The following is a 24,023-nucleotide window of genomic DNA, read 5'->3' on the forward strand; positions in this document are numbered from 1 at the left end:
ATTATGGTTGAGATTTATACCCAATTTGAGATGGAGCATAAGATTGCGAAGTCTCTTTTCAACAAGCCCGGAATGACAACGGTCATCGGTGATGCCTTGGCGCGTGCGGGGATGACCCCTGACATGCGCGGCAACCTCATTGCGCTTTATCGTAATGCTGAATTTGTTGAGGCCCTGCAGAACGGGCCGCAGTCCATGCAGGATTCGGTACAAGAAGCAGGTTGGGGCCTTGCCCAGCACCGGGGGAATGGACCCGGCGGCAATCAGAGGGGCAAGAATGACTTCCTGCGGGAAGAAATTCTGCTCATTGAAAGGTCTGGCGCTTCTGCTGAGGCCAAAGACGCTGCGATCTGGAATCTGGCGCGATGGGTCGATGATTATACGCGTGGAAACGTCACGGGTGCGGACGGTCGTCCCTTGCCGGTCATGGGCAACGCGGAATTTGCCGAAGTATTGGAGACGGCATTCAATTCAGACCGGATCGATCCTACTGCCATAGATGATCCGACCAATGCGCAGGCGCAGGCCGTCAAGGCGCAGGCGGACGCATATCAGGCGGGGTTTGACACCTCTTCGGCAGATCCAACGACCACTCAACGGGCGGAACGGGTCGAAGCTTTGACCAACCAGCTGGCTGACGATGGGCTGATCACGCAGGACCAGAAGAACGCAGCTTTGACAGCGCTTGGGGACCGCACGCCCGTTGAAGTTCAGAACGCTATTATCATGGCGTCATCAGATGCTACGGCCACCCTGAACAACCTGACGGGTGGAGATGACGCGGTTGCCCAAAGGATGACGGCCGGGACAACGACAGAATTGAAAAATGTGGCCGCGTTCAACGAGGAATTGCAGAAAAACGCCCAGATCATCGCGCAGGAAAGGGCCAATCAGCAAAACTTCCTGCCAACAATTGCGGATGCTAGCCCGGAAGCAGAGGCAAACGCGATAAGGTCACTCAACAACGTAATGGCAGGTGTCGGTGGCGGATTTGCCGGGGATGCGGTTGAGTATCTAAATATCAGCTATGACTCTTTGAAAAAGGGTTTGGCCACGGGCGAATGGGGCGATTTCTTTAAGGCCAGTGCGACTTTCGCCGCGTCCGCCGTTGTGAGTGCTGCTGTGATTGCAACCTCTATCATGGTTGCCGCGGCGATCCCGGTTGTTGGACCCGTGGCAGCCACCGTGGTTGCTGCGGGTTGGGCGATCTATGGCATCTATGACGTGATCACCAACGGCGCCGAGCTTCTGGGCAAAATCGGTAAGGACATTCAGGAAGCGATTGCTCTCGCGCAACAGGAATTCAACGACATTACCGATGCCATCGCCAACAAGGTTCTGGCGACGTTCGAGGTTGGCAAAGAGGCCCCGATCACCGAGCCCTTCAGCATTGCCTATGTAGCGGATGATCAGAATGATGAATTTGCTGACATCCTCATCGGTACTGACGGCGGCGAGGAAATGTTCGCGCTCAATGGTGCGCGGCTTGAGGGACGGGGCGGGAATGACGTCCTGCACCACCGCGGCTATGGTCAGGTACTGGGTGGCGATGGTGATGACCGCATTCTCGTGTTCCAGCCGGGCCCGACCATTTTCGCTGATGGTGGTGCGGGCAATGACATTGTTCTGTCGCAAGACGGCGCGGGCGGTGTGTTTCTGGGCGGAGAGGGGCGCGACTGGATTTTCGTCAAAACGCCCGGGGCGATCCTTTTTGGCGATACCATTGATGGGCTTGGGGCCGATGGCAACAATCTGGGCGGATCGGAGAATTCTGACAATTTCTGGTGGTGGCGCGGCACAACAATTTTTGATCCGAGCCCCAATGATGTTCTGAAATTCTTTGGTCTTCCCATGGTGGGCGGCAACAATAACATTCCTTTTGTCAGCCTGGGCCCCCTGAGTAGTTTCGGCCTTGGACTGGCTACCTTCCGCAGCCCGCTCTATTTTGATTTCCTGTTGCCATTCATGACTTACATGGTGGTCGACGGAAAACTCTATATTGCAAATGTTTTCGACCAGCTCTTCGGTCTGCCTGCGCCCACGGAATTGGGCGACGGAACATCCATTGTGGGCGCTCAGGCGGTGGTGAATTTCACAGCCCCGCGCACGATCTGGGGCGCGCAACTGCTGGATCCGGATTTCAAAGGTGATCTGGGCATGGCCTTCAAGGTGGCCAACCCGTTCCTTGCCATTCTGAGTATTATCCCGGTGCCCGCCATCGGAGGGTTGCTGCGCACGCTTCCGTTGATTGATGAATTGTTGACGCTGGCGGGGGCGTTGCAACGTGTCGCAAAAGTCGCGCAATGGGCTGACGGTGTGGACCCGCTGATCATTGATCTGGACGGGGACGGGATCGAGACGATTTCGATTGCAGATGCGGATGTCTATTTTGACATGGACGGGGATTTATTCGCAGAACGCACCGGGTGGCTGTCTGGCGATGACGGATTTCTTGTCCGGGACGCCAACGGCAACGGCTTGATCGACGACATCAGCGAATTGTTCGGGGGGCCGGGCGCTTTAGGCCTCGAAGAACTGGCGAGTTTTGACAGCAACGCGGACGGCAAAATTGATGTGGCGGACCTCATCTGGTCCGAATTGCAGGTCTGGCGTGATATTGATGGCGACGGAGAAACCGACGACGGGGAGCTTTTCTCGCTGGATGAGTTGGGTATTCTTTCCTTCAGCCTGTCGAGCACCGATGTAAACTCGGAAACGCCGCAGGGTGCTCTGTTGTTATCATTTGCAGATGTCCAGTTCGAAGATCGGGTGGGTCGGGCATTCGAGGCGATCTTTGATCTCAACGATACCGATACGCAGTTTGATGGCGAAGCGGGGATCGCGCCGTGGCTCGAAGGCTCGCAACTCAATGCACGCGGCTTTGGCAGGGTCACTGATCTGGCTGTCGCGCTGTCCAATGACTTCGAGCTGCGCGAGACAGCGCAAGCGGCGGCCGCACAGATGGTCAATCCGGACCTGAAAGAATTGCGCGCGCTGTCAGGAGAGACATTGGGTCAGTGGGGTTTTGCGCTGGAGCAGACCCGTGAATTGACGCCCGTGCTGCTGGAGACAGTGGGCGGCACCGTCACATTGGTTGATCGTGGGGTCTATGTGGAGGACGCCTCTGGCGGTTTTTGGACATTGGCGTCAGGGGCTGCGGTGTTGGACGAGGCCGGTGCGGAGATATTGCGACCAACGCTCGAAGACATTTTGGCGCAAGGTGCTGCAACCGGGCAGGGTTGGCAACTGGAGCAGGCTTTCTCGCCCACGTCGCGCGGCGAAGCGCTGAATTTCCGTTCGGAAGCGCCTTACCTTTACGAGGTAGTCGAGGGCCGCGCCGTCATTCTGGATTACGGTATCGACAATGGCGATGGCAGTTGGCGGCTGGCCAGCGGTGCAGATGTGTTGGACGGCGCGGGCGCAGTTATTGCGGCCCCGACGCTGGCAGACGTGCTGGCGCAGGCGACAGCGCAAGGCCGGAACTGGCGCACAGAGGCACTTGGGTTCAACCCGTACGGAGCCATCGAAGTAGAGGCCATTGGCGTCAATTTCATCGACGGCATCGTGGTCGATTATACAGTGGAAGTGACAGACCGGGACGGCAGTTTCTATGTTTGGGCACGCAATCTGGACCGTGCACTGGAATTGCAGGCGAAATTTGGCACGCCGCGTGATTTCAACCTGCGAAATTTCGAAGTGGACTTTGAGACGCTGGATGAGGTCGGATCGACGGACGACAGCACGTTTCGAGTGGAATTGCTGACGCCTGGACAATTCCATTTCGCAACCTCGTTGAATGGGATTGATTTCCAACCCGAAATCTTGACAGCCACGATCGACGACGTGGATGGCACGATTGATTATGCGGTGAACGATTCCGGGCAGACCAGCCTACGCGACGACATCTTTGACAGTGGCATCGATACGATGATCGAGTTGCTGGACATCGTCATGACGCAATACATCACCGTGAGCAGGGCTTTCGCGGCGCGTCTGGCGCTGCAAGGCGGGTTGAGCGATTTTGCGCGTGGCATCGCCTATGACGTGGAGGATGGGCTTTATAAACCCACCACAGACCGCGAACTGGCCCCAATGTTCGAGGCGATTTTCGAGGGTGCCCCGGCGGGATATGATGAGTCCTACGCCTACCTGCAAAGCTGGAATGAAATCCTCGCGCAGGTCTATCCGGAATATGAACTGTCCGGTGACGGCAATCTCTACGGCACCTCTGTCTCCGTCGATCAGCGGTTTGTGTTCCAGATGATGCTGCCTGCTTTTGAGAATGTGGGCATTGATGTCGACATCCGTGCAGCGATGGACGCACTTTCCATTGATGAAACAAGGCTGCGTGATCACGCCCCGGATGCGACGGAAGTCAACGGCACATCAGGCATTGATTTCTTTTACATGAGCCTTGGCGATCAGGTGTATCGTGGTGGGCGCGGGGCGGATATCTATTTCGTCGGCAAGGATTTTGGCACTGACTATATCTTTGATCAGGACCGCGGCGGTGTGGATGAGCTACGCTTCACGGATGTAAAATCCTCTGATGTCACAATGGTGCGCGACGGTCAGGATCTGATCATCACCATTGACGGTCGAGATGACGTTTTGCGCATCACAGATCAATTCCTGGGCGAGTTGAACCCGGTGCAGGGCGACAAGCGCCTGGAATCCGGCGTGGATACGATTGTCTTTGCAGATGGCGTCTATTGGGACCGCTTCCGCATGTCGATGGAGGTCGCTGATCCGCGTGACACCAATGACAGCTATCAGGGCTCGGGTGATGCGGATGTCCTGTGGGGCGGCAAGGGCAACGATGTGTTGCGCGGCGGTCTGGGCGGTGACTTCTACATTTTCGAACGTGGACACGGTCAGGATGTTGTGGGCGATGGCGGCGGTTTTAACGTTGGCCCGCTGAAGGGTGGGCTCGATTTCATCCGTTTCACCGGTGACGATATTTCCTCACAGGATCTTCTGTTGCGCCGTGATGGGGCAAGCGATGATTTGCAAATCACATTGCTTGATGAGCAAGGCAATGAGACCACCGATACAATCCTCGTCGAAGGTCAGTTCGGTGGCATTCGCCTGAATCTTGGAATCCTCGGCGATTTCGATCCATCGCTGGATATCGATTATGTTTCGCCCAACCTGATTGAACGGTTCATCTTTGAGGATGGCACGTCGATTGATTTCGAAGAGATCGCTGAGCGTGTCATACTGAACGCCAAAACCGACGGCGACGATGCGATCTACGGACTGCTCAATGAAAACACGCTGGATGGGGGCGCAGGCGATGACTATCTGAGCGCGCTGGAAGGGGGCGACACCTATATCTTCGGGCGCGGCTACGGCGATGATATCATTGAGGATGATGACTTCAGCTTGAAGATTTTCGGCGCGGATCCAGACCGTCTGAAATTCGTGGATGACCTGCGCTGGACCGATTTCGACTACCTGCGCGACGGGCCCTCGGACACGCTGACCATGCGCATTTCCGGGACCGAAGATCAGGTCACATTGTTGGATAATCTCGAAAGCATTCTCTTTATCGGATATACTAACCTGATTGAGGAAATCGAGTTTGGGGACGGGACGGTCTGGTCCTATACCAAACTTCACCAGCATTTCATCGACACTGCCAAAACTGCTGGAAATGACCTGATCTATGGTTTTGATCTGGCGGATTTCATTGACGGTGGTGCGGGTGATGACCGCCTTGAAGGTTTGGGCGGTTCGGACACCTATGTCTTCGCTCGGGGCTACGGTACGGACACGATCCTCGATGCAGGCGGTTCGGAACGCTTGATCCTTGAAGGTATAAACGCGGCGGACGTGACCTTCACGCGGACACCGCTGGATCTGATCATTACGGTGGACGATACAGGTGACCAGATTGTGCTGGAAAACCAATATGTGCGTGCAGGCCAGCAGGCTTTCGCTGTGGAGAGTTTCGAGTTTGCCGACCAGACGCTCCGGTTTACGGATTTCAATCCCGAGGATATCGATATTATCGGCACCTCCGCCGGTGAGACGCTGAACGGATCGAACTTTGGCGAAGTCATTGACGGGCGCGCCGGCGACGATACGCTTGTGGGCCGCGACGGCGGTGACATCTACAAATTTGACGTGGGTTACGGCGCTGATGTGATCATCGACCGCCAGGAGCGTGCCGCATGGGAAGACCGCCGGGGCGTCAATGTACGAACTGACGATGTTGTGGAATTCGGTGCCGACATCACCCGCGACAACGTGGTTTTCACCAAGGACAACCTTGATCTGGTGATCTCGATCGAAGGGCGCACTGATACGCTGCGCGTTCGCAACCAGTTCCGCGATATCGAGGACGGCGTGGAGCGTTTCAAGTTCTTTGATGGCTCGGAACTGTTGATTTCTGATGTCGAAGAATTGCTTCAGATCGAAGGTGGCAATCGTGGCGACAACGTCATTGAGGGGGTCCCGGATCAACCCAACACGCTTGACGGGCGACAGGGTGACGATCTGCTGATTGGCGGCACGGCTGCGGATACTTATGCGTTCTCGGCAGGGTATGATTTTGACACGGTTCAGGAGCGTAACGATCAGGCAGGGGTAATTGATCGGATCATTTTTGGCGCGACAGTACAGGCAGATGTCATCGTGGTGCGGCGCCAGGGCGAGGATCTGTTAATTGATCTGGGGAACGGCGCGGATGTTCTGACCATCAAAGGGGGCCTTGGCACCACAACGGTGGAAGAATTCCAGTTTGCCGATGGCACCGTCTGGACGGTGGAAACACTGCGCGACCGTCTGCTGGAAGGCAGTGACACGGACGATCAGCTGATCGGATTTGACGGGCGGGCCGATACCCTTGACGGGGGCGCAGGTTCTGACGCGCTGATCGGTGGTACGGGGGATGATACCTACCTGTTTGGCTTTGACGGGGGGCGCGACAGCATCGAGGAAACCGGAGGCGTGGACCGCGTTGTCTTTGGGACAGGTGTTACGCGAGGACAGGTCAAATTCGAAGACATCAACGGCGATCTGCTGATCACACTGCTTGCGACGGGCGACAATCTGGTGATATTTGGCGGGGCGTCTTTTGCGCCTGCCTCGGCGCATGTGGAAAGTTTCCTTTTCGCCGACGGTGAAAGCCTGAGCCTTGAAGAAGTTCGCAGCATCATCCGTTCCGAACAGACCAACACAGGTATGGATCTGATTGATGCACGAGGGCTTGATCCTGCCTTTGAGGTGACGCCGGGTGGGGCGTTCGACACCGTCATCATGGGATCGAATACCCAGCTTGTCTTCTCCGAAGGGGATGGTCTGGACCGGGTAATTTTGCCAGCTTCTGTTGGGAGCGCGGAAATACGATTCACTGATCTGACTTCCATTGGCGTCGAGGTGCGGGCGACCAATGCATCTGGTGGCGATCTTGTTCTGGCTTTCCCTGACACTGGCGATCAGGTGTTGCTGGCGGGTGCGCGCGATGCAGTACAAATTCCGACGATCCGTTTTGCAGATGGCGTAAGTTGGGACTATTCGGCGCTGATCGCGCGTTCCGTGGCCGACCAGATTGGCGAGGAGGCCGATGTTGTCTTTGGTACTGCGGGTGCAGACGTCATCGAAGCCTCGGGCGGTGATGACGATATCTTTGCAGGCGCGGGCAATGATGTTGTGATATTCCGTCGCGGTGACGGGCGCGACGTCATAACGGATGAAAGCGGTACCGACAGGCTGGAAATCTTTGGCTATCTCGCCGAGGAGATGCTGGTATCACGACCCGTTGCGGATCGCGACGAACTGGTGCTCAGTTTCGCCGGTTCCGACGATCAGATCGTCCTGAGATATGACAGCAGCTTGCGTGGCATTGACTCCGTGGTGTTCAGCGATGGCACAACCTTTTCGCGCGCGGCACTGTTCTCCCAAACTGTGGGACAGGGCACAGATTTTGATGATGTGCTGACCGGCACGACGGGTGCGGATACGCTTGTGGGCGGTCTGGGGGATGATACCCTGCGCGGTGAGAGCGGTGCAGACATCTACATTTTCCGCCGCGGCGATGGGCGCGATATCATCGACGAGTCCGGATCGCGGTTTGATCAGAACGTGTTGCGCCTGCCGGATCACTCAGCAGCAGAGGCATCTGTGATTGCGGTTGAAAGCCGAACCAATGATGTGGTGCTGCGCCTTGGGGGCGGCGATGAACTGGTGCTGGAATGGGCGTTGTCCACTTTCAATGCACGGGTTCAGCGGATCGAATTTGGCAGCGGCGAAGTCTGGACTCAGACTCAAATCAGGGCAGCGCTTGAGTCCTCCACCGCGGACGGCGGCCCATTGCTTTTGAACGGAACAAGCGCCAACAACCGTCTGGAAGGCACTTCAGAGGATGAGATTTTCGCCGGGGGCGATGGCAGTGACACCTTTGTCTATCAGCGCGGTGGTGGCCGGGATGTAGTTCGTTCCGAACCGGACAGCAATGCGGTCAATACGCTGATCCTCGAAGGGTTTACTCTGGCGGAGGCGCGTTTTACCCGCTCCGATGCTGATCCGCGCGATGTGGTTATCTCGCTTGGGGATGCCGGGGACGAGGTGCTGATCGAAGATGCGTTTTACAACAGCTCATACACATCTTCGGGTGGGTCGCGCACGTTTTGGCGCACAGTTGAAAACTTCCAGTTTGATGATCAGACCCTGAATTTCGCACAATTTCAGGCGCGGATTCTGGGCGACCAGATCAGTGACGGCGATGATGTGGTACGCGCGACTGACGCCATTGACGTGATCGAGGCGGGCCTCGGCGATGACGTGATCATCACCGATAACCAGCAGTCTTTCTTTAACGAGGTTGTGGTCTTCAATCGCGGCGACGGGCGGGACGAAATTCGCGGTAAGACCACGAGTGACGACGATGTCGATCTGCAGCTGCGTGGCTATTTGCCCGAAGATGTGATCGTGACCGCGCACCCCTATGAGCCAAAAGGGCTGGTCCTGACATTTGTTGGCACGGATGACCGCATAGAAATCCGCGCAGGCGACAGCAATTTTTCAAATCCCGCGATTGAACAGGTTATCTTTGAAGGCGGAACCACCTGGTCTCGTTCTTTTCTGCAAAGCCAGGTCGTCAGCGCCAGCAGCGAGGTTACCGCAGGTGACGACTACACCGTCGGCTCCGTCGGAGACGACATATTCGCCAGCACCACCGGGGATGACCTCATCGACCCGGTGCGAGGCGACGACACACTGATTTACGCCTTTGGCGACGGGGTGAAAACCGTGGCGGATGGTACGTCTTATGATCTGTCCATCACTTTCACCGACCTGTTGCCTGAGGATATCCGGATCGTTGAGAGCCCTTTCTACACAGGCTTCGGTACCCGTGATCTGGAAGTGCAGATTGTCGGTGACCGCGGTCGCATCTGGATTGTCGATACGAATTTCCAACTGCAAAATTTCCGTTTCTCTGACGACACAGTCTGGACCTACAACGACATACAGGCCGCAGTGACATTTTATGCGACGCCCGAAGGCGGGGAACGCGAGATTGTTCTGCCCGGTGGTGGTACAGGTTATTTCTCGACGCCTGCGGATGAACTCTTTTATGGGTACACATTTGAAGGGTATTTCGAGCAAACCGAGATCACCTACGCAAGTGGCGGCGGTCATGACCGGATTTCACTTCTCGATTATGACTACGGCTATGATGACGATAATGTGCAGATCATTCTGTCTGACATTGCGTCCACAGAAGTCACTGTCCAAAAACTGGCAACGATTTTTGAAGACAACGTCTTCAGCTCAGCCGAAGGTGATTTGCTGCTGACTTTCGGAACGCCTGGTGACAGCCTGCGTCTGATCGGGGCATCCAGCACTGGGCCGATTGAGGAAGGGTCGCGGATTACGTCGGTTGTGTTCTCCGATCTGGTTACGCTGACACTGCAGGACCTCACGGTCATGGCCGAGTCCTATGATCCGGATGATGCGCGTGTGGCAAGTGATACACTGACCTTTGAGCGCGGCGTTGATGCCGGTATTTATCAGCTTTCTCTGAACGGGCTGGATGGATTTGACGGACCCGGACGCCCGATTGAAGTGGGCTTTACGGAAGGTTCCGGGGACGATGGTCTGTTTGCGGATGAACCCCTTTTCAATGGCCCTTTTGGTCCGGGACAACTCATCCGTGATCTGACGCTGATTGGCGTGACAGCGGATGAGTTGAGCCTCGAAAATCGAGGGCCGGAAACAGTTCTTCTGATCGATGCTCGGTTGCCTGATGGGTCAGACGCCGGCGAAATCTGGCTGGATCGGTCTGAGGCCCTGGAATCGCTCAGAATTGCATTGGACGACGGCACTTTGATCAGCGGCGGTCTGATTCAGGCTGTGATTGCAACCGGTTCTGATCTCCCGATTGATGGCATCACGCGCAGCTTTACCGCCGAGGCGACGCTGGAACGGGGCGTGGATGCTGGTCTGTTTGCGCTCACGAATAATTTTGAGGTGTCCCAGACAGATCCGGACACAGGGGAACCGCTCTTTATATTCGAGAATGCTCTGACACTGAATGACGTTCTTGCTGAAGAGATTACCAGCCGTACCGTAAACAGCGACATTTACATCGATGTGGCGGCCCGCGCGCCGGATGGCAGTGACGCTATGACCATCTGGCTCGGTCGGTTGGCAAATGACATCATGACAACCGTTACACTGGAGGACGGTACCGTTTTGAACAGTGCCGCACTCTTGGCACGCCCGGCGCCGATTATTGGCTCGGATGCAGATGATGTCTTGCGCGATGATGCCATCGACAGCATTGCGCCGGTGGTTATCGATGCGGGCCTCGGCGATGATGTGATAAAGACCAACCGCTTCGCTGAAATCGTTTATGCTCGTGGTGATGGCGCTGATACGATCCGCGCCTTGTCTGATCCGATCATAAACCTGCAAGGCATTGATCCGGCAGATGTCACGCTCTTGAACCACAAGACGCATCTTCTCATCCGAATTGAGGAGAGCGCACCGGGCGCTGGGGACGGTGGACTTTTGCGTTTGGTCGATGCCGTTGAAGTGGGCGGAACGCCGCAGTCTCCCTCTATTGCCGATCTGCGTTTGCTGGAACTGCGTTTTGACGATGGTACAATTTGGAATAACGCCTTTGTCACCGATGCAATCGCCCGACCGATCGCGACGGACGGTGATGATGCCGTCAACAATCCTGGCATCGGACAGATCTACGAATTGGGCCTTGGGGACGACACCGTCAGGACAAGCGGGCAGGTAGACACCTATATTTATCGTAACGGCGACGGTCACGACCTGTATGTCGATACCGGCAATCAGGCGGATCTGCTTAGTCTGCCCGATCTGGCGGCAAATGATATTGAGATCACCCGGCGTGGCGATGATCTGATCGTGAAGGTTATTGAGGATCTTGCGCGCGGTATTTCTGCCGGTTCCATCACATTGCGTGATGCCTTTACCAGCACAGAGACTGCATCGCGGATGATCGAAACGCTGCGGTTCTCGGACGGCGTGGATCTGAGCACAGCGGATTTGGTTGCCGGTTTGATCAGTGATACCGCAACAGCGGGCAATGACGTTCAGATTGGCAGTAATCTGGATGATACACTACAGGCCGGAACCGGCGCTGACATCATGAAGGGTCTATTGGGATCAGATACATACATTTGGTCACGGGGCGACGGCAATGATGAAATCGTCGAAATTGACGGGTCCGGCGATACCGATACATTGAAACTTGTGGGCGTGGCGGCGGACACCCTCAGTTTCGAAAAAGCCTACCGTGGTTTGGTTCTGAACATTGCTCAAAGCGGGCCAGACGCAGGTGACAGCGCACAACTGCTGCTCACGGACATGTTTGTCGAAGGTGCCGGCACTGGAAGCGGCATCGAGCGGATCGAGTTGGATGACGGCACTGTCTTGACCGCCGGCGACATTTCCAATTCTCTGATCAGTGAGTTGGCGAGCCCATTTGCGGACCGTTTGGTCGGCACCGATGCGGATGAGCGTTTCGACGGTCTGGGCGGGGATGACGTCCTGATCGGTGAAGATGGCAGTGACACCTATGTTTACCGCCGGGGGGATGGGTTTGACCGCATTTCCGAGAGTTTTGATCGCGATAGCGTGGATGTTCTGGAACTCTATGGGATCACACCAGATCAGGTGAATTTCCGCCAAGGGTATGACGATGATCTGGAACTGATCATTGCAGACAGCGCGCCGGGCGCGGGTGACGGCAGTCGTTTGACGATCACGCAAGGGTTGTTGACCTTCTCCGGCTACGGCTTGGAGAAAATCGTCTTCGAGGATGGGACGGAAATCCTAAATACCAGCTTTGCGTCCCTGCTGGATCGCAATCCACCGACCGAAGGCGATGACCGCCTCACAGGGACGACTGGTGAGGATGTGCTGGAAGGGCGCGGAGGCGATGATTTGCTTTTGGGCCTCGGCGGCAATGATACCTACATTTATACCCGTGGGGATGGTGCTGACACTATAAGCGACAGTGGATTCGACAGCGCGGATCGCCTCGAAATCACCGGTTATGACGAGACCGAGATCAGTTTCTCGCGGCGAGGAATTGAAGGAGAAGACCTGATCATCCGTCTGTCCGATCTCGGGGATGAAATCACCATCGTTGGCGGGTTATCGACCTCATCGCGTGATGTGATCGAAGAGATCGTGCTGATCGACAGTGGCAAGACATTCACCCAGGCGGAAATTGCCTTGGGGCTATTGGCACAAACCGCGACCGATGAAGGTGATGTCATTGTCGGAAGCAATGGCAATGACATAATTCAGGGTGGTTTGGGCAATGATCTGCTGGAAGGCGGACGCGGCAACGACACCTATATTTACCTTGCTGGCGACGGGGATGACCGGATATCGGATGAAAGCGGATCGGCTGATGTTTTGGATCTGCAGGATCTCACACCGGAAGATCTGGCCTACGCTTTACGGGCTGGGCCTGACAGCCTCGATCTGGTGTTGCGCTTTGTGGGTGAACGCGACCGGATCATTATCGACAATGCGCTGGCAGATTTTGGTACAAGCATTGAAACAATCCGGTTTTCCAATGGTGTCGAATGGGACCGCGATGAGATGCGCGCCCAGTCCATTGTAAGTGCGGAAACTGCCAGAGATGACGCCGTTTATGGCTTTGATGGTGATGATGTTTTTGACGGTGACACGGGCAATGACCGCCTGATTGGGCGAGAAGGCAACGATCTTTATGTTTATGCCCGTGGTGATGGGCAGGATACCATTGCTGACCTCGGAACGGCCACAGGAGATGTGGACCAGGTGACGTTTGAAGATTTCGTAGCCTCTGAGACAACCGTCGAACGTCTCTTTAAGGGCAGTGACACAATTGTCTTCCGCTTTGCCTCAGCGCCCGAAGACTCGCTGACCATCATTGATGCATTGGCAGAAGACCAGCGTGGCATTGAAAGCTACACTTTCACAGATGGGGTGATCTGGACAAAGGCGATCCTGGACACTTTGCTGGACAACCGAGCGCCTGTGGCCACGGATGATGGGTATTTCACGACCGTGACGGGTGAGCCCGCTCTCATTCTGGCGCAGGATCTGCTGCGTAACGATTTTGATGCCGATGGTGATCCTGTGCAGATCATCGCCGTCAACGGTGGCGAAAATGGCGTGGCCGAACTCGATGCGGACGGCAACATCCTCTACACCGCGCAAGACGGTTATTTCGGTCCTACGCAGTTTACCTATACTGTATCGGATGGGCGCAATGGTCAGGCGACAGCAAGTGTCGATTTGCGCGTCCGCCCGGTTGCCGAAGCCCGCGATGACGAGGGTTTCGAAGTTGAGGAAGATGGGTTCCTGACAATCCGGACCGAACGTTTGCTGTCTAACGATTTGGATGGTGATCGCTTGCTGGTGGCGCAGATATTTGGTGCGCAGGGCGGTACGGCCAACCTGTCCTCCAATGGTGAAATTCTATTCACACCAGACGCGGATTATTCTGGGCCAGCGCGGTTTACCTATGTCGCCAATACGCCCGAAGGCGGTCGCGCCGAAGCCCAGGTCTTTATCAACGTCACTCCGGTCAATGATAATCCCGAAGCGCGCAACGACAGCGGATTTGCGACGCTGGAAGATGAGGCGTTCCAGATTGATACCGCCATCCTTCTGTCCAACGACAGGGATCAGGACGGTGACAGCATTCAATTGACCTCAGTGTCCAGCAATGCTGATCTGTCATTGGAACTGACCGAGGACGGTGTCGTAATCGTCACGCCAAGGCCGTATTTCTTTGGGGCAACGTCCTTTGAGTATACGATTGAGGATTCCCAGGGGGCGACTGATACGGGGACGGTGTCGCTGTTCGTAACGCCCGTTAACAATCGGCCTGAACCGCAAGATGACCGTTTCACCACAGACGAAGGCCTGCCGATCCGCGAAGACAATCCGATTGTCATCAATGTCGATGATCTGCTGGCCAATGACATTGAGCGCGATGGCGATCTTCTGACGGTAACCGGTATCGGTGCAGATTTTGGCGGCAATGCGCGCCTGCTGGATAATGGTACGGTACTGTTTACGCCCAGCTCAAATTTCAACGGCGAAGCGTATTTTGACTATATTGTCGATGACGGGCAGGGCGATACCGCCTCGGCGCGTGCCTTCATCGAGTATCAGGCGGTCAATGACGTACCTGTGGCGCGTAACGAGGGATACAACCCTACGCGACAGACACCCTATGAGGGGGATGAAGACATCCCGCTGGAAATTCCGATTTCGCTGCTGTTGGGCAATGATTTTGACCCCGAAGGTCTGGCGGTCACTTTCCAGAGCGCGGGCAACGCGATCAATGGCGATATCGAAATCACTGTTGATGACACGATCATCTTTACACCTGATCCTGACTTCTGGGGCGTTGCGACGTTCACCTATCTGATTGCGGATCCTGAAGGTGCCGTTGATGATGCGCAGGTAACGCTGTTTTTCAACAACGTGGGCGACGCTCCGCCGGTCGCGGTTGAGGACCAGATTCTGGTTCGCGAAGACGTGCCGACGGTGATCCCGATCGCAGCCCTTCTCGGCAATGATACGGATATTGACCGCGATACCATCGAATTTGTGAGTTGGCGCTACGCCAGCGCTCTTGATCCACGTGTGTTCTTTGAGGGTCCGATCAATGGCGACATTGTTTACAATGATGATGGCGACCTGCTTTTCACGCCGGATCTGAATTCGGAACGCTCCGGTGGTTTCTATTACCGGATCACGGATAATGCACAGGGAGAAGCTGAGGGCTGGGTCGATATCCAGATGATCCCGGTCGATGATGAGCCAACCGTTGTGGATGATGTGGAAGTGGCCACCGCCCAGTTCGGCGTCCCGGTCATCATCCGCATTGCCGATTTGATGGCCAATGACTTTGACGTTGATCAGGACGGCGAGCAACCGGTTGCTTTTGTTAGTGTGGACTCCGTCTCAAACGGGACAGTGGAGCGCTATGACGCTGATTTCCTGATCTTGCGGCCGACTGACGGCTTTAGCGGCGAGATCACCCTGACTTACCGGATCACGGATCCCACCGGACTGGAAGACACCGGCATGGCGACGACGCTGGTCTTTGACAGTTACAATGGGGAAATCAACGGCACGCCCCTGCGCGATCTGCTGATTGGGACCGAAGCGGGCGAAACCATCCGGGCGCTGGCGTCAAATGACGACATTCAGGCGCTCGGCGGGGATGATCTGATCGATGGTGGCGATGGCGACGATCTGATTGATGCCGGCGCTGGCAACGACACGATCATTGGCGGCGATGGTGCGGATGAGATCAACGGTGGCGAAGGGTTTGACATCGTTGATCTGGGCGGTTCTGACGTGCGACAGCGTGCTGATCTGGAATCCCGTGTCGGGCAGGGCGGTCACGCACAAGGCGATGTTTATCAGAACATCGAAGCACTTGCCGGCGGTTCATTCGCTGATGATCTGGGCGGTGATGGCGGGGATAACCTGCTCATCGGGCGCGATGGGGATGATCTTCTCGAAGGGCGTGACGGGATGGACCGGTTGCGTGGGGATGCTGGTGACGACACGCTGGATGGTGGCGCCGGGGCCGATGATCTGCAAGGCGGTGAAGGCTCGGATACTGCGCGGTACTTCTTTTCTGCCGGAGCCGTGCAGATCTCTCTCGCGGATGGTACGGCCGCGGGCGGTGAGGCCGCGGGCGATGTGCTGACCAGTATCGAAAACCTCACAGGTACTGAATTCGGCGATGTGCTGACGGGCGACAGCAACGACAACACTTTGGACGGCGGGCGTGGCGATGACCGGCTTGATGCGGGTGATGGCGATGACCGGTTGATTGGCGGGCGTGGCGCGGATCAGCTGATTGGTGGCGACGGCATTGATGTTGCAAGTTACAGCCTGTCCAACGACGGCGTGATCATCGACATGCAAACCGCCAGCGCGGGCGGCGGCGATGCGCTTGGCGATACATTCAGTGGGATCGAGATTATCGAGGCCTCTTTTGCGGATGATGAAATCCGCGGCGACGGGGAAGATAACATCATTCGCGGCGGGCGCGGCGCCGACATAATCGATGGGCGTGGTGGGTTTGACACCGCAGATTACAGTCAGGCCGACGAAGCAGTTGAAATTGATCTCGCTCTTGGTCAGGGCCTCGCGGGCGAAGCGCTGGGGGATCAAATCAGCAATATCGAATTGCTGCGCGGTTCCACTTTTAACGATGTGTTCCTTGGAAGCTCGGGTGCGGATAGTTTCGATGGCGAATTTGGCGATGACCGTCTTGAAGGTCGCGGGGGGAGCGACACCTATTTCTTTGGCTATGACAGCGACAATGATGTGGTCATTGAAGCCGGCGCAGGCACGGATGTGGACCGTGTTCAAATCCTGCCTGGTGTGGCACCGAAAGACGTCTCGCTGATCCGCGAGGGCGATGATTTGCTTCTCGAACTGGAGCGCGATGATGGCTTCCTGATCGACACGATGCGGGTCACCAATCACTTCGTTAGTGCGGAAGACGGCATCGAAGAAGTTGCGTTTGACGATGGCACAGTCTGGAACCGTGCCACAATCGAATTGCTGCAACGTCAAGGTCGCTTCAACGCTGCGGATGATGTCTACCGTCTGGGTGTGGAGGATGTGGTTGCCGTGATTGATCCGGTCGCGGATCTCATCGGCAACGATGCCGCCGAGGGTCTTGATCAGATCACGCTGGTTTCCGTTCAGGATGGCGTCAATGGCACGGCGACGATCAACGCTGAGGGCATGATCGAATTCCTCGGGGACGAAAATTTCAACGGCGATGCGTTTTTTGACTATACCGTACGGGACCAGTTCGGTCGTGAATCCACTGCGCGCGTGGAAGTCAATCTGGCGCCAGTGAACGATGCACCAACGGGTGTGGACGATCCCGTGATCAATGGGACCGAGGACACAATCCTGCGGATTTCCTTTGCCGATCTTCTGGCCAATGACTTTGACATTGACGGTGATCCGCTGACGATCGTAGGTCTTGGGCCGCTGCTGGATGATCAGGGCAACCCGCTCGGGACAGGTCTCTTCCATGACCTCACCAACGGCGACGGCAAGCTGCTCGGTGGGTTTGTTGAATTCGAGCCGATAGCGGATCATTTCGGATTCGCAGGATTCACTTATGTGCTTGCCGATCCTGATGGGCTGACCTCAACAGCCTCGGTTGAATTGTACATCGAGCCAGTCAATGACGCGCCCCGCAGCGGGCGCGATGAACGCACCGTCCGCCTGGGCGAGACGATAGAGATTACGCTGGCTTCCCTGCTCAGCAACGATTTTGACGTCGAGAATGATGCCTTTAGCGCACAAGGCGTGCATTCGGCCAGCAACGGCAGTCTGATTTATGATGCGGATACGGGGCTTATCCGCTTTACCCCGGACGCGCTGGGCGAGGCCACGTTCCAATACGATCTGATTGACGCCCGTGGCGCGCAAAGCACAATCACCGTTGAACTGGATGTGATCCCACTGAATGATCCGCCGAACGCAAGGGATGACACGGGTTTCGAAACACTCGAAGACGAGACGATTTTCTTTGAAGTGTCGGACCTACTGGCCAATGACAGCGATCCAAACGGAGATCCGCTGACGATTTCCGGGTTGGAGCGCTTTCCGCTCAATGGCAATGTCGGCTTTACGGATGACGGGCGCATCGCCTTCGTGCCCCGTTCAGATTACAACGGACCGGCCGGGTTCCTTTACCAGATCAGCGACGGGCGTGGTGGGTTTGACACGGCCTTTGTGTCGATCACCGTTCTGCCATCCAATGACGCGGCGATCCTGCGGGATGACATCACTGACGGATTTGAGGATATCCCAATTGTCGTGCTGGCGGCAGAAGCCTTTGGCAATGACATTGAACCGGATGGTGACGTGCTTTTCTTCGAAAGCACCTCCGTTTTAGGTAGGATTGACAATGAATATCTGTCTGACCCTGTCGAAGTTACCGCAACACTGGAGAGTGGCGCTGCCTTGCCTGCCTGGTTGGAGTTTGATGCCGACGCATTGAGCTTCAGCGGCGCGGTGCCCGCGGGTATTGTCGATCCAATTGATGTGACGATCACGTTTGCCTATTCCGAAGAGGGCACGGCGTTTGAACGATCCTTCAGCATTGATCCAACTGATCCTGAACTGGTGGACGGGGTTGCATACGATGGCGCATTGGCGGACAGCTACCAGGTACGTGCGCCCTTTGCCGATGCGTTGGAATTCACGCAGGCGGGAGACGGCGTTAGCGTAACGGCGACTTTGGATGACGGCACCGATCTGCCCCTCTGGTTGACCTTTGACCCCGTTGCTCTGTCTCTGAGCGGGACGCCACCCGTTGGTGTGACAGACGCGTTTGATGTGACCTTGACGTTTGCGATCGGAGGCCCGGCGCCTGAAGACATCAAGTCATTCGTAGACAAGATAGCAGTCGACCCGGCCGATACTGCTCTGGTTGATGGCATTGTCTATGACAGCGATCTGGCTCTCTTCGACATTGAAACAGCTACCGTGAGCGCGCAACTGGCCAGCGGGCGTCCGTTGCCGGCGTGGCTCGACGTTGATCTTGATACCATGACGCTTGGTTTCACCGACGTGGCGCCAGAGTCGGACGCCGATGTGGCGCGGGTCCAAATCGTCTTCACGCCGGAAGTGCCCGACCAGACCGCGCAGGGCATCTACACCACCAATGACAAACGGGTGACGCTGGAGTTTCTGGTTGACCCGGCTGTCGGCATTGACCCTGCGATCAACGCATTGCTGCAAAACGACCCTTTCTTCGCGGAACAGGGCTTGTTGGCGCTTGACCTTGGCGCGTCGCCCGAGGTCACGGCCCGCAAGGAAAACCTTGCCGATCTGCCGGATTGGCTGACATTTGATGCTGAGAGCATCAGCTTTGCGGGAACACCACCAGCGACCTTCGTTGGTACCGTGCCGGTGCGTTTGGATGTTGCGGGTAACGGGACTGACTTGCCGGCGATGTCGGTGATCACAGGTGTCGCGGTGGACGAAACTTATCGCATCATTGACGATGGCGGCATCGATGCATCTCTGGCGTCTGAACGGATCACCGTGACCACCGCTGAGGACTTCAACGGCGCATTGGCGATCACCTATACGGCAACCGATGAAAAAGGCGCGGTGTCTGAAGAACCGGCGATCATCATCGTAAACGTGTTGCCTTTGCCGGAAGTGCCTGATGCGGAAGCGGATGCCCTTGAGGCAATAGAAAATACCCCCCGGTCCTACCTTGCGGCGGAATTGCTGGCCAATGACCGCGACGATGATGGCGATGCCTTTTACCTGATCGGGATCGAGCAGCCGCAAAACGGGCAGATCGATATTGAAATCCCGGCGCAGGATGTCCCGGTTCCTGCGGGTTTGCCGATTCTGACGGGTGGCTTATACAGTGCCACGTTGGCGGATGGGACCGCATTGCCAGACTGGGTGAGCATTGATCCCGCGACAGGTATCCTGACAGCGATTCCGCCCCTTGGCCTGCCATTTGATCTGGAAATTACGGTTTTCGTTGATGATGGCAGCACGCAGGCATCCGAGACGATTGAAATCCAGTTTGTCGCGCAGGACGTGGCTTTCACCTATACACCTGATGCTGGTTTCTCCGGCAAAGACACATTCAATTACTTTATTTCTGACGGGAAAGAAGGCGAAGACTCTGCCACGGTGACGATAGATGTCGCAGCCACTGACGATGGGCCCGTAGCGGTAAGCGATACCGTGCAGGGGCTGGAAGATACGGTAACGATCATTAATCCGGCAACGCTGCTTGCCAACGACGTCGACGTGGATGGCGATCCGCTCACGTTGACCTCCGTTTTGAATGCAATCAACGGCACCGTGGAATTGGTTGGCGGTGAAATCGTCTTTACGCCGACGCCGAACTTCGACGGGCAGGCATTCTTTGACTATGTGGTCACCGATGGCATTGACGGTGATGACACGGGCCGTGTGACGGTGAATGTGGTCAAAACCAATCAGGGCCCGGTTGCGGGCCTCGATGTGGTCAACGGTCTGGAAGACACGCCGGTCACGGTTGCTATTGCCGATTTGCTGGCGAATGACTTTGACCCCGAGGGCGAAGCGTTTGATTTCGTTTCCATTCAGGCGGTATCCGGCGATGTGCGGTCCTTTATTCTGCCCGGTGGCGAAATCCAGTTCGTGCCTGATGAGAACGTTTTTGGCACTTATGATTTCAACTATACGGTCAGCGACGGGCGCGATAGCGGCACAGGCGTTGTGCAAGTTACGTTTGCTGCTCTGAACGACGCACCGATTGCCAATCCCGATGGACCGTTTCAGGGGAGCGAAGACACCGATCTTGTCCTCGACTTTGCGGATTTGCTTGCAAATGACCGGGATGTCGAAGGAGATAGCTTCACGATCACCGGTATCGAAGAAGCGGACAATGGGACTGCGCAAATCGTCGGCGATGCGATCGTCTTTACCCCGCGCGAAGATTATTTTGGCAACGCTGGAGTTTCCTACATCGTGCGCGATGCGAACGGGGCTGAGAGCACAGGGTTTGTCGCGATTACGCTACTGCCGCAGAACGACTTGCCGATTGCCGTGTCTGACGCAGGTTTTGTGGTGACCGAAGACAGTTTCATTGACATTGATGCGGCTGTTCTGCTGGCCAATGACATTGACCCGGACGGCGACGCACTGACCTTCCTCGGGTTGGGCGGCGCCGTCCAGCAGGCAAACGGTCTTTGGCGGGTGACACCTTCCCAAAACGCGGTGGATGACTTCACCCTGAGCTATCAGATTGCAGATCCCAGTGGCTTTGTCGTGACCGGTACGGTCTCATTCAGCATCACACCTACGCCTGATGCGCCGGAGGCGGGCGACGATACCTTGACCGGCACTGAAGACGTACCGATTGATCTGCTGGTCGGTGACCTTTTGTTGAACGATCGCGATATAGATGGCGATGCGATTGTTCTTGATGAAATCGTGGCAACGAATGGTGTGACGGTGACATTGGACGGAGACGGCCGCCTCCTGATCACACCGGATGCAAACCGTTCCGGCGAAGCGACGTTTGATTACCGCGTGGCGGACTCAACCGGCCTGACGGATATTGCGCGGGTGACAATCAATCTGGCTGCGGTCAATGACGCCCCCCAGATCGGCGTCGTAGATGTGATCGAAGGCACCGAGGACACCGCGTTCAGCGCAACGCTTCCGGTAGATCTTTTCTCTGACGCGGAAGGTGACGCACTCTTTATCGACCTGCGCGGACCAGACGACACGCCGTTGCCGGATTGGGTAAACTTTGATCGTAATACCCTGACACTTTCCGGCACGCCGCCTGCCGATCTTGATGGTTCGATATTTCTTGAGCTTTTGGTCTCGGATGGGCAGATCGCCACCACACAACCCGTCGAGATCGCACTTGCGCCGGTAAATGACGCGCCGGTTGCGGTTGAGGATCAATTGGAAGGCGGCACGGATACAACGATAACCATTCCTGTAGTCACTTTGCTTGCCAATGATGTGGACGTAGATGGTGATAGCCTCGCGATTGTAAGCGTGGCAAATGGACCGGGCTTTACGGCGGTACTGGATGGCCTTGGCAATATCGTCATCACCCGTGACGTGACACTGCAAGGGCCGTTGGAGTTGACTTATACAGTGTCGGATGGCGTGCTCGAGGATAGCGCGATCGCCACAATTGACCTGGTCGCCGTGAGCAACACAGTGCCAACGATTGATGTGATCGAAGCGCAGATCAGCGCCGAGGATACGGAAATCGATCTCGCCCTGCCTGATAACGTCGCCAGTGATGTGGACGGTGATCCTCTGGCGCTGACACTCACACGGGCAGGCGGCACGGAAAAACCGGAATGGTTGTCATTTGATGCCACGACGGGCCGGATTACGGGAACACCACCGTCAAACTTCTTTGGCACCATCGCTTTGGCTTTGGTTGCGGATGACGGTATTGCAAGCACCTCACGAGATTTCGATCTTGTCATCACACCGGTCAACGATATTCCGGTGCTGTCTGCGCCTTTCTCCGACCGTTTCTCCTCTGAAGACACGGCCATTAATCTACAATTGCAGCAAGGTCTGATCACGGATGTGGATGGTGATCCGCTGACCTTCGATCTGCGCCTTGATGATGGTAATGCCCTGCCCGATTGGCTGGGGTTCGATGCAACGACACTGGCACTGACGGGTCTGCCACCGCAGAATTTTGCAGGCGATATCGACCTACGACTGTTTATATCTGATGGCACTGCTGAAATCTCTGATGACTTCACACTCAGCATCACCAATATCAATGATGCGCCGGTGCTCGATGCGCCGCTCAATGATGTAACTGAGGATGATGGCGGCGAGACATTGGCCACCGGTCAAGCTTTCGTAGTCACTGCGGAAACCGATAATTTCTCCGATATTGACGATGATGCGCTTGCCTTTGGCGCATTGCTTGGGGATGGCTCGGCGCTGCCGGAGTGGCTCAGCTTTGACGGAGTGGCGTTCTCGGGACGCGCGCCAAGAGACGCCGCTGGTGTTCTCGAAATCGAACTCAAAGCCACGGATGGTCAATTCGAAGTTTCCGATATCTTCACCTTAACCTTTGAAGACCGCAATTCCGGTCCGGTTGCCGGGGATGATGCTTTTGACGCGGTCATTCCCGACAGCGTTGAAATTCCGGTTGCACTCCTGTTGCAAAACGACACGGATTTTGACGGCGACGCGCTTTCCATTACGGAGGTCACAAGTTCCGCCAATGCGTCCGTGACGCTTCAGGACGGCGTCATCACATATGACCCTGGTGTCGATTTCGAAGGCTCGGACCAGTTCACCTACACACTCAGTGACGGAACGGACACTGCTACAGGAACCGTCACCATGAATGTGACCAACCCATATGACAGTGTTACCGAAGGCACTGGCGGCAGTGATCGCTACAACGGCGGTGACGGTAATGACTATATCGACGCAGGTGCCGGCAACGACAGGGTGTCAGGGGGCGCCGGCGCAGATACAATCTTGGGTGGTCTTGGACGCGACCGTCTCTTTGGCGGCGCAGGGGCGGACCTTCTGGATGGCGGCGATGACCGCGACACTCTTGTCGGGGATCTTGGAGCCGACACACTGATTGGCGGCGGCGGTAACGATACCCTTTACGGGGGCGAGGGCGAGGACTCGCTGCGCGGCGGCACAGGAAATGACCGGCTTTTTGGCGGCGAAGGATCAGACACGTTTTTCTATGAAAACGGGGACGGCCGTGACGCCATCTGGGACTATCAGGTATCACAGTCTGGCGCGCGCGGGTTTATTCCTGGCGATCAACTGGCGTTGTCCGTCGAAGGTGTCGAGAGTTTTGCCGACCTGCTGGCCATTGCCGAAGAACGTAACGGCGGCGTGTTCTTCGACTTTGGAAATGGCGACTCGGTCTTCCTTCGCGGTACTCAGCTTGCAGCGCTGGATAGTGATCAGTTTTCGTTCTACTAAGGTGAAGCTGG

The 24,023-nt window shown here is 56.1% G+C and carries 1 protein-coding gene; it reads left to right on the forward strand.

The features are described 5' to 3' along the window. Positions 1 to 3 precede the first annotated feature (3 nt). Complete coding sequence (locus R8G34_18180) at positions 4 to 24,012, forward strand: tandem-95 repeat protein (protein MDW3224780.1); 24,009 nt, start codon at positions 4 to 6, stop codon at positions 24,010 to 24,012. The last annotated feature ends 11 nt before the right edge of the window (positions 24,013 to 24,023 follow it).

It is taken from the genome of Paracoccaceae bacterium (assembly GCA_033344815.1).
In the GTDB taxonomy this organism is placed as follows: Bacteria; Pseudomonadota; Alphaproteobacteria; order Rhodobacterales; family Rhodobacteraceae; genus Roseobacter.

What these genes read in the sequence shown, in the direction of transcription:
- R8G34_18180 (MDW3224780.1), top strand. Translation starts at nt 4, where the DNA reads ATGGTTGAGATTTATACCCAATTTGAGATGGAGCATAAGATTGCGAAG.